The organism is Streptomyces sp. NPDC046122, from assembly GCF_056429965.1.
This window is the reverse complement of the sequence record NZ_JBWKLQ010000020.1, coordinates 72,008-79,451: the sequence shown is the minus strand read 5'-3', so window position 1 is coordinate 79,451 and position 7,444 is coordinate 72,008. Positions and strand designations below refer to the sequence as shown.

Annotated in this window: 4 protein-coding genes and 1 pseudogene; all 5 read right to left on the bottom strand. The window is 74.1% G+C overall.

Going from position 1 to position 7,444, the window contains the following annotated elements; genetic code table 11:
• Positions 1-259: 259 nt before the first annotated feature.
• Positions 260-1,335 (bottom strand): annotated as a pseudogene (locus AC07FK_RS31825) (tyrosine-type recombinase/integrase); the annotation flags it as partial.
• A 42-nt stretch (positions 1,336-1,377) separates the two neighbouring features.
• Positions 1,378-2,535, bottom strand: a complete 1,158-nt coding sequence (locus tag AC07FK_RS31820; RefSeq protein ID WP_479108399.1) for a lactonase family protein — start codon at positions 2,533-2,535, stop codon at positions 1,378-1,380.
• Positions 2,536-2,700: 165 nt separating this feature from the next.
• On the bottom strand, positions 2,701-5,028 hold the full coding sequence (locus AC07FK_RS31815; RefSeq protein ID WP_479108398.1) for a xanthine dehydrogenase family protein molybdopterin-binding subunit: 2,328 nt from the start codon (positions 5,026-5,028) through the stop codon (positions 2,701-2,703).
• Entirely contained in the window at positions 5,025-6,545 is a 1,521-nt protein-coding gene (locus AC07FK_RS31810) for a (2Fe-2S)-binding protein (RefSeq protein WP_479108397.1), read from the bottom strand. The genes AC07FK_RS31815 and AC07FK_RS31810 overlap by 4 nt, the downstream gene beginning before the upstream one ends.
• Complete coding sequence (locus tag AC07FK_RS31805) at positions 6,542-7,435, bottom strand: FAD binding domain-containing protein (protein WP_479108396.1); 894 nt, start codon at positions 7,433-7,435, stop codon at positions 6,542-6,544. Before AC07FK_RS31805 ends, AC07FK_RS31810 begins: the two co-directional genes overlap by 4 nt.
• Positions 7,436-7,444: the final 9 nt, after the last annotated feature.

Here is a 7,444-nt window from a genome sequence, read left to right as displayed (position 1 = left end):
ACACCTCCCTCAACGGCACGGGGGCTTTGTGCGTTGCGGCCCTCACCTCGACCTGACCGGCGTCACCCGATCAGTGGCCACGCTGAAAACGCTCAGTGAACGGCAACATGAGGCTAATTAGGTCGTTCGCGTCAGGACAAGGGGTGGAGGAATTACAAGTTGATCCATCGGTTCACACTGGCCACAATGCCAACTCGTGCAAGAAACGTCGTGACTTAGGAAGGGGGCAAGCTTGACTGCTTACCCCCTTCTTCACTTCCTAGCGCGCTGCGACGAGCGCCCCGGCCGTGCCGTCGTCATCCGGCCGTTTCGTCTCGGCTTCCAGATCAGGCCGTCCACCTGCCTCGCGATGTCCGTCCGCACGGCGTCCACCATGTGCTGGTAGCGGGCGGCCATGGCGGTGGTCGACCATCCCATGAGCCCCATGACGGCGCGCTCGGGAACTCCGAGGATCAGCAGCACCGTCGCGGCCGTATGGCGGGCGTCGTGCAGCCGCCCGTCTCGCACCTTCGCCTCCGCGAGCAGTTGCTTCCACTCTGACCAGTCCCGGCGGTGAGACGGGCTGCGGCCGAGTTCGTCCGGGAAGACCAGCCGGTTGTCTTCCCAACGCTTCCCGGCCACCGCCCGCTCCGCCTCCTGTGCCTTGCGGTGATCACGGAGTAGGTCAACAAGCTGTTCGGGGAGACCAACCGCGCGACGGCCGGCACGGGACTTGGTGGTGGACAGCTCTGGGTTCGTGCGCCGCCTCTGCGGGCAGTACCCGGCGGCCATGCGCCCGCACGGGTCAACGCACCCATGGGCGTACTGCGGCCGGTGGCGACTACGGCGGACCACGAGGAACCCACCTGCGAGGTCCACGTCGTCCCACGTGAGCCCCAGGACCTCCCCTTGACGCAGTCCGAGTGCGAGGGCGACGGCCCATCGTGCCGAATTGCGGTGCTGCTCAGCGGCCTTCAACAGCCGTTGTACCTCTTGCACGCTGTAGGGCTCCACCTCGTACTCCCCCGTCTTCGGCGCCTTGGCCAACTGAACGGGGTTCTTCCCGAGGTGTCCGCGTCGCACGGCTTCGTTGAGGGCGGTACGGAAAGTTCGGTGCACCTGATGAGCGGTGGCCGGCTTGCTGCCAGCGGCCTGAACCCTCGCGTAGAACGCCTCGATTTGCTCGGGATTGAGCCTCTCGAGTCGATGCGCCCCCAGGCTGGGGACCAGGTGCTTCCGCACCGCGACCCGGTACCCGACCATCGTGTTGTCGTTGACCGCGAGGGGCGCGACGTTCTCAATCCAGTGCGTCAGCCACGTCTTGACCGTCCACGCCCTGCCAGGCTTACGTACCGTCTAGCGAGTTACGCGGGTTCGATTCCCGCCACGGCCTCCAGGTCACACCGGCAGTACGCACACCGGGACCGGTACCGCGAGTGCCGCGCCGGTTCGGGCGAGGCGGCCCGTACGCCGGTCCACCCGGAACGCCGTCACCGTGCCCGACTTCTGGTGGGCGGCGAACAGGAGCCCGCCGGACGGGTCGAGGGCGATGTGCCGGGGATACGAGCCGCCGGACGGCGTGACGGACACCGGCCGCAGCGTCGCGCCGCCGCATTCGGCGGCGAAGAGCGCGATGCTGTCGTGGCCCCGGTTGGAGACGTACACGAACCGCCCGTCGGGCGAGACCACCACGCCCGCCGGGTAGTTGCGCCCCGTGCGGGCGCCCAGCGGAACGGTCGGCCGCGGAGTGCCGGGGGTCAGGACGCCGTCGCGCGCGTCGTAGCCGCACACCACCACGGTGCTGTCCAGCTCGTTGACGACGTACGCGTACCGGCCGGAGGGGTGGAACGCGAGGTGCCGGGGCCCCGCGCCCGGCCTCGCCGCGGCGCGGGCGTGTTCCCGCAGCGTCCCGGTGCGCGGGTCGAGCCGGTACGTGTGGAGCGTGTCCGTCCCCAGGTCGACGGCGACGACGTACCGCCCGCCGGGGTCCGTGACCACCATGTGCGCGTGCGGGCCCTCCTGCCGCTCGGGGTCGGGCCCGGATCCGGTGTGCCGTACGACGTCGGTGGCCTCCCCGAGCACGCCGCCCCGCCCGACGGGGTGTACGGACACGCTCCCGCCGGTGTAGTTGGCGGTCAGCAGGAACCGGCCGCCGGGGTGGACCGAGAGGTGGCAGGGGTCCGCGCCCCCGGTGGCGCGGGCGGGCCCCAGCACCTCGGGAGCCCCGTCTCCGACGCGCACGGCCGTGACAGCGCCCTCGGTTCGCTCGTCGACGGCGTACAGCGTGCGGCGGTCGGGCGAGAGCGCGAGGTAGGAGGGATTCTGCACACCGGCGAGCACACCGGTGGAGACCAGGCGCCCACCGCGAGGCCGGTACGCCGCGAGCCCGATGCCGCTGCCGCCGCCGGGCTGCGTGGTGTACGTGCCGAGATACGCGCGCCGTAGCGCCTCACCGGCCGACGCCTTCCCGGGCACCGCCGCCCCGGCGACTCCCGCGCCGACCAGCGCTCCGAACCGCCGCCGGCTCAAATCCGCCGCTCGCAGGTGGCTGCTCATCGAACCTCACGCCCTCGGGTCGCCGGTCAGTGTCCCGCACTCACGCTCGCATGGTGACCCGGACCGGGACACCGGGCAAGGAGACGTGCCGACGTACAGAGCTCTTACGCCTCCCGCAGCGCCCCGCGAAGCCGTACCGCCCTGCGAGACCTTTCCGGAGCCCCGCTACGCGGAGGGCGTCGCGACCGCCGCCTGCGGGCGGATCGGCAGGCGGTTGACCGGGCGGCCGGTGGCCGCCCGGACCGCTGAGGCGATCGCGGCCGGCGACGTGACCACGGGGACCGCGCTGGCCGGCTTCGCGCCGAAGGGGGCGACCACGTCGCGCTCCTCCACCAGCTTCACGATGCGGATGTCCGGCGCGTCCAGGGAGGTCGGAAGCGCGTAGTGCGTGAGGTCCGGGTGACGGACGAGGCCCCGGGGGGTCCGGAGGTTCTCCGTCAGCGCCGCGCCCACGCCCTGCGTGACGCCCGCCTCGATGCGGGTGGCGAGCTGGGCCGGGTTCAGCACGCGGCCCACGTCCTGCGCCACCGCCATCTCCACCACGCGGATCGAGCCCAGCTCGATGTCCACGTCCACGATCGCGCGGATCGCGCAGAAGGCGAGACCCACGAAGGCGTCGCCCTGACCCGTCTCGTCGAGCGGCTCGGTGGGGTGCGGACGGCATTGGGCCGTGGCCCACAGTTCCTTGCCCTCCATCGCCTCCATCACCGTGGTCGACAGGACTCCGTCGTACGACGTGATCTTGCCGTCGGCGATCTGGAGCAGCTCCGTGGACATGCCGAACTTGTGCGCCAGGGGCTGGAGCAGCTGCGTGCGGACCATCTTCGCCGCGCGTTCCACCGCGCCGCCCGACACCCAGGTGTGGCGGCCGTGCGTCGCGGCGCCCGCCGGGGGCTGGTCCGTGTCCACGGAGGCCACGTGGACCTCTTCGATGCCGAGGACCTCCTGGACGATCTGGCGCGCGAGGGTGGTGAAGCCCTGGCCCGTCTCGACCGCCGCGCACAGCACCGTCGCCACGCCGTCGTGGACCTTCACCGTCGCCGTGGAGACCTCGTCCGCGCCCTCCGCGCCCAGCATGTGCACCATGCCCACCGCGTAGCCGACGCCCCGGCGCACGGCGCTCGGCTCGCCCGCGCCCTCCGGGCCGCCCGGCAGCAGCCAGTCGTCCTGCGGGGTGTCCTTGGGGAGGGTGGGCAGCGGGTAGTCCCGTACGGAACGCAGCAGTTCGGCCACCGGGGCGGGGCAGGTCACCGTCTGGCCGGTGGGGAGCAGGTCGCCCGTCGCCAGGACGTTGCGCAGCCGCAGTTCCGCCGGGTCGAGGCCCAGCTTCGCCGCGAGCTTGTCCATCTGGCCCTCGTACGCGGCGCAGACCTGGAGGGCGCCCTCGCCGCGGACGTGGCCCGACGGGGGGTTGTTCGTACGGACCGCCCAGCCCTCGATGAAGGCGTGCGGGACCACGTACGGGCCACAGGCGAAGGAGACCGCCGCCGCGAGGGACTCGGACGACGCGTCGGCGTACGCGCCCGCGTCCAGGAGGATCTGGGCCTCGACCTTGACCAGGCGGCCCTCCGCGTCCGCGTGGTGGCGGTAGCGCAGGAGGGTGGGGTGGCGGTGGGCGTGGCCGAGGAAGGACTCCTCGCGGGTGGCGGCGAGCTTGACCGGGCAGCCGGTCCGCAGGGCCAGCAGGCCCAGCGGGATCTGGAAGCTGCCGTCCTCGCGGTCGCCGGTCGCGCCCGGGACGCCCGTGACGACGACCTTCACCCGTTCCTGCTCCAGGCCGAAGCACGCGGCGGCGCGGTCGCGGTCGGTGTGCGGGTCGGTGGAGGCCGTGTAGATCTCCACGCCGCCGTCCGGGCGCGGGACCGCGAGGCCGGCCTCGGCGCCGATGGGCGCCGGGTCCTGGCGGCCGATGCGGTACAGGCCCTCGACGATCACCTCGCCGACGGCCTCCGGGTCGCCGAAGCGCAGCGGGATGTGGCGGATCAGGTTGCCGTCGGGGTGCAGCGGCTCGGCGGCGAAGGCCTGCTCCGGGTCGGTGACCGGTTCGAGGATCTCGTACTCGACGGCGATGGCGGCGGCGGCCAGGCGGGCCGTGTCGGGGTGGTCGGCGGCCACGGCGGCGATCGCCTCGCCGTGGTGGCGGACCAGGTCGGCGGCGAAGACGGGGCGGTCGGCCACGCCGCGGCCGTGGGCGGGGTCGCCCGGGACGTCCTGGTGGGTCACCACGGCCCGCACACCGGGCATGTCGAGCGCGGCGGAGGTGTCGATGGAGACGATCCGGGCGTGGGCGTGCGGCGAGCGCAGCACGGCGGCCCACAGCAGGCCCTCCGCCCACAGGTCGGCCGCGTACGGGAACGTGCCCTCGGTCTTGGCGCGGGCGTCGGCCGGCGGGAGGGACGCGCCGAGGCCGTGGGAGGGCGCCTCGGAGCCGCGCTCGGGCTGGGCGCCGTCGACCGCCGTCGCGCTGGTCGCGGTGGCCGCGTCGTTGCTCACGCCATGCCTCCGTCGTGCGGGTGTTCGTGGTGTCCGTGCGGGTCGCTCTGCGGCTGGGGCTGGACGCCGCCCGCGCCGGGGGGCGCCTGGTGCGGGATGCGGGCCTCCTCGGCTGCGGCGGTCGCCTCGCGCTCGGCGACGACCTCGCGGACCGCTTCGAGCACGCCGCGGTAGCCCGAGCAGCGGCAGAGGTTGCCGCACAGGGCCTGTCTGGTCTCCAGGTCGCTGGGGGCGTGGTTCCCCTCCAGCAGGTCGTGGACGGTCATCGCCATGCCGGGTACGCAGAAACCGCACTGGACGGCGCCGCAGTTGGCCAGGGCCCGCTGGACGTCGGACGGTTCGCCGTCGGTGGCCAGGCCCTCGACCGTACGGACCTCGCTGCCGGCGGTCGTGGCGGCGGGCACCAGGCAGGAGGCCACGAGGCGGCCGTCGACCTGCACCGCGCAGGCGCCGCACTCGCCCTGGGAGCAGCCGTCCTTGGCGCCGGCGAGACCGAGGCGCTCGCGGAGCACGTAGAGGAGGGATTCGCCGATCCAGGCGTCCGTGACGGGGCGGTCGGCGCCGTTGACGCGCAGGACGTAGGAGGCGTGGGGGTGCTCGCTGTGGGCGTCTTCGGCGACGGGGTCCGGGCTGCCGGCGAGGTCCGTGGCGAGGGGGTCGGCGGCGAGGACCTCGGGGCCCGGGTGCTCGGCGCCCGAGTGCTCGGCTTCCGGGGCGTTGTGGTCGGTGCCGCGCCCGTGCGTCTCCTCGGGCGTCGAACGGTCGGGTACGGCGGCTTCCGCGGGGTGCTCGCGTTCGTCACCCTGCGTGGCGTGCCCGGGCACGTCCCCTCCCGGCGCCGCGGGGTGCTGGGGGGCGGCTTCGGGCGTGGGCGGCTGGGCCGGTCGCGGCTGGTGCTCCGGCTCCTCGGCCTGCTCCTGGCCGGGAGTGGCCGGGGGGGCGAAGGGGTGCGGTTCGAAGTCCTGGGCGGGGGGTGTGGTCGCCCAGGGAGCCGCGGCGCCGCCGGGCAGCGTCCGGGACGCCTCGGAGGTGTTCGCCCAGGGGGCGGGGGCGCCGCCCGGCAGCGTCGCCGGAGGGTGCCCGGTGTTCCAGTGGGACGCCAGGGCCGAGGTAGTGAACTCGCCCGACTCGTCCGGGAGGTCGCCCCGGGCCACCGGGATCGTCCACTGGCCGGTGAGTTCGGACGCCACGGGCGGCGTCGGCTCGGGGACCGTCTCGAAGCTCCACTGGCCGGTCGCCCCGGCCTCGTACGGCTGCGCGGTCTCCGGCTCCGGCCAGCGCGTGTCGCCCGGCACTGGGGACCAGGCGCCGGTGGCCGAAGGGTCGGTCGCGGCCGGGATCTGCGGCGGTACGTAGTCGTGGCCGGGCGCCGCCAGGGGGTCGCCGTACGCGCCGAAGTCCGTCATGCCCTCGGGCAGGTGGACGAACGCCGTGGCCTCGGCGTCGTACTCGCCGCCCTGCGGGGTCGGCTGCCAGCCGCCGGGGTTCGGCGTTCCGGGGGTCTCGTTCTCGCTCACGCCAGTGCCCTCCCCAGCGCTCGTCGGGCCAGTGCGGCGACGGTGCGCCGCAGGTGCAGTACAGCGGGCGGGAGCGCGGCCGGCTCCGAGCCGTCGGCCGGCGGGGCCGGGTCAGGGATGCACGCGGCGGCCACGTACTCGCCGAAGGCCGCGCAGGCGTCCGGGGCCAGCTTGCGGTCCGCGTCCCAGTCGATCAGCGAGGCGATCCAGCGCTCCGCCTCCAGCGGCCGCAGCGGCATCGGCGCGATGGCGCCCACCGCGCACCGCACCTCGCGCCGCGCCGGGTCGAGGACGAGGGCGAGGGACGCGGTGGCGCGGCCGGGGCCGGTGCGCCCGGTGGCCTTGAAGAACACCTGGGGGGCGTGCAGCAGCGGTACGCGCACGAAGCCGATCAGCTCGCCCGCGCCCAGCATCTCCCGGCCCGCGAGGAGGTGGGAGACGGGGATCTCGCGGCGGCCGCCGGGGCCCGCGATCACCAGCGTCGCCTCCATCGCGGCCAGGACGGGCAGGGTGTCGCCGGTCGGCGCCGCGGTGACGATGTTGCCGCCGAGGGTTCCCGCGTTGCGGATCTGGGGCGGGCCCGCGGCGCGCGCGGCCGCCGCGAGCGCCGGGATGAGGGCCGCGAAGTCGGGCCGTCCCATCCGGGCGTGCGTGAGACCGGCGCCGAGCAGTGCGTTTCCGTCCTGGTACTGCCAGCCCCTGATCTCGCTGATCCGGCCGAGTCCGACCAGTGCGGCGGGCCGCAGGCGTCCGGAGTTCACGGATGCCATGAGGTCCGTGCCGCCCGCGACGGGCACGGCGGCAGGCATGGCGGTGAGTGCCGCCACGGCCTCGTCGAGCGAGGACGGGAGCGTCACGAACTGCGCCGCCTGCGGTGCGTGCGTGGTCAACCCAGCTGC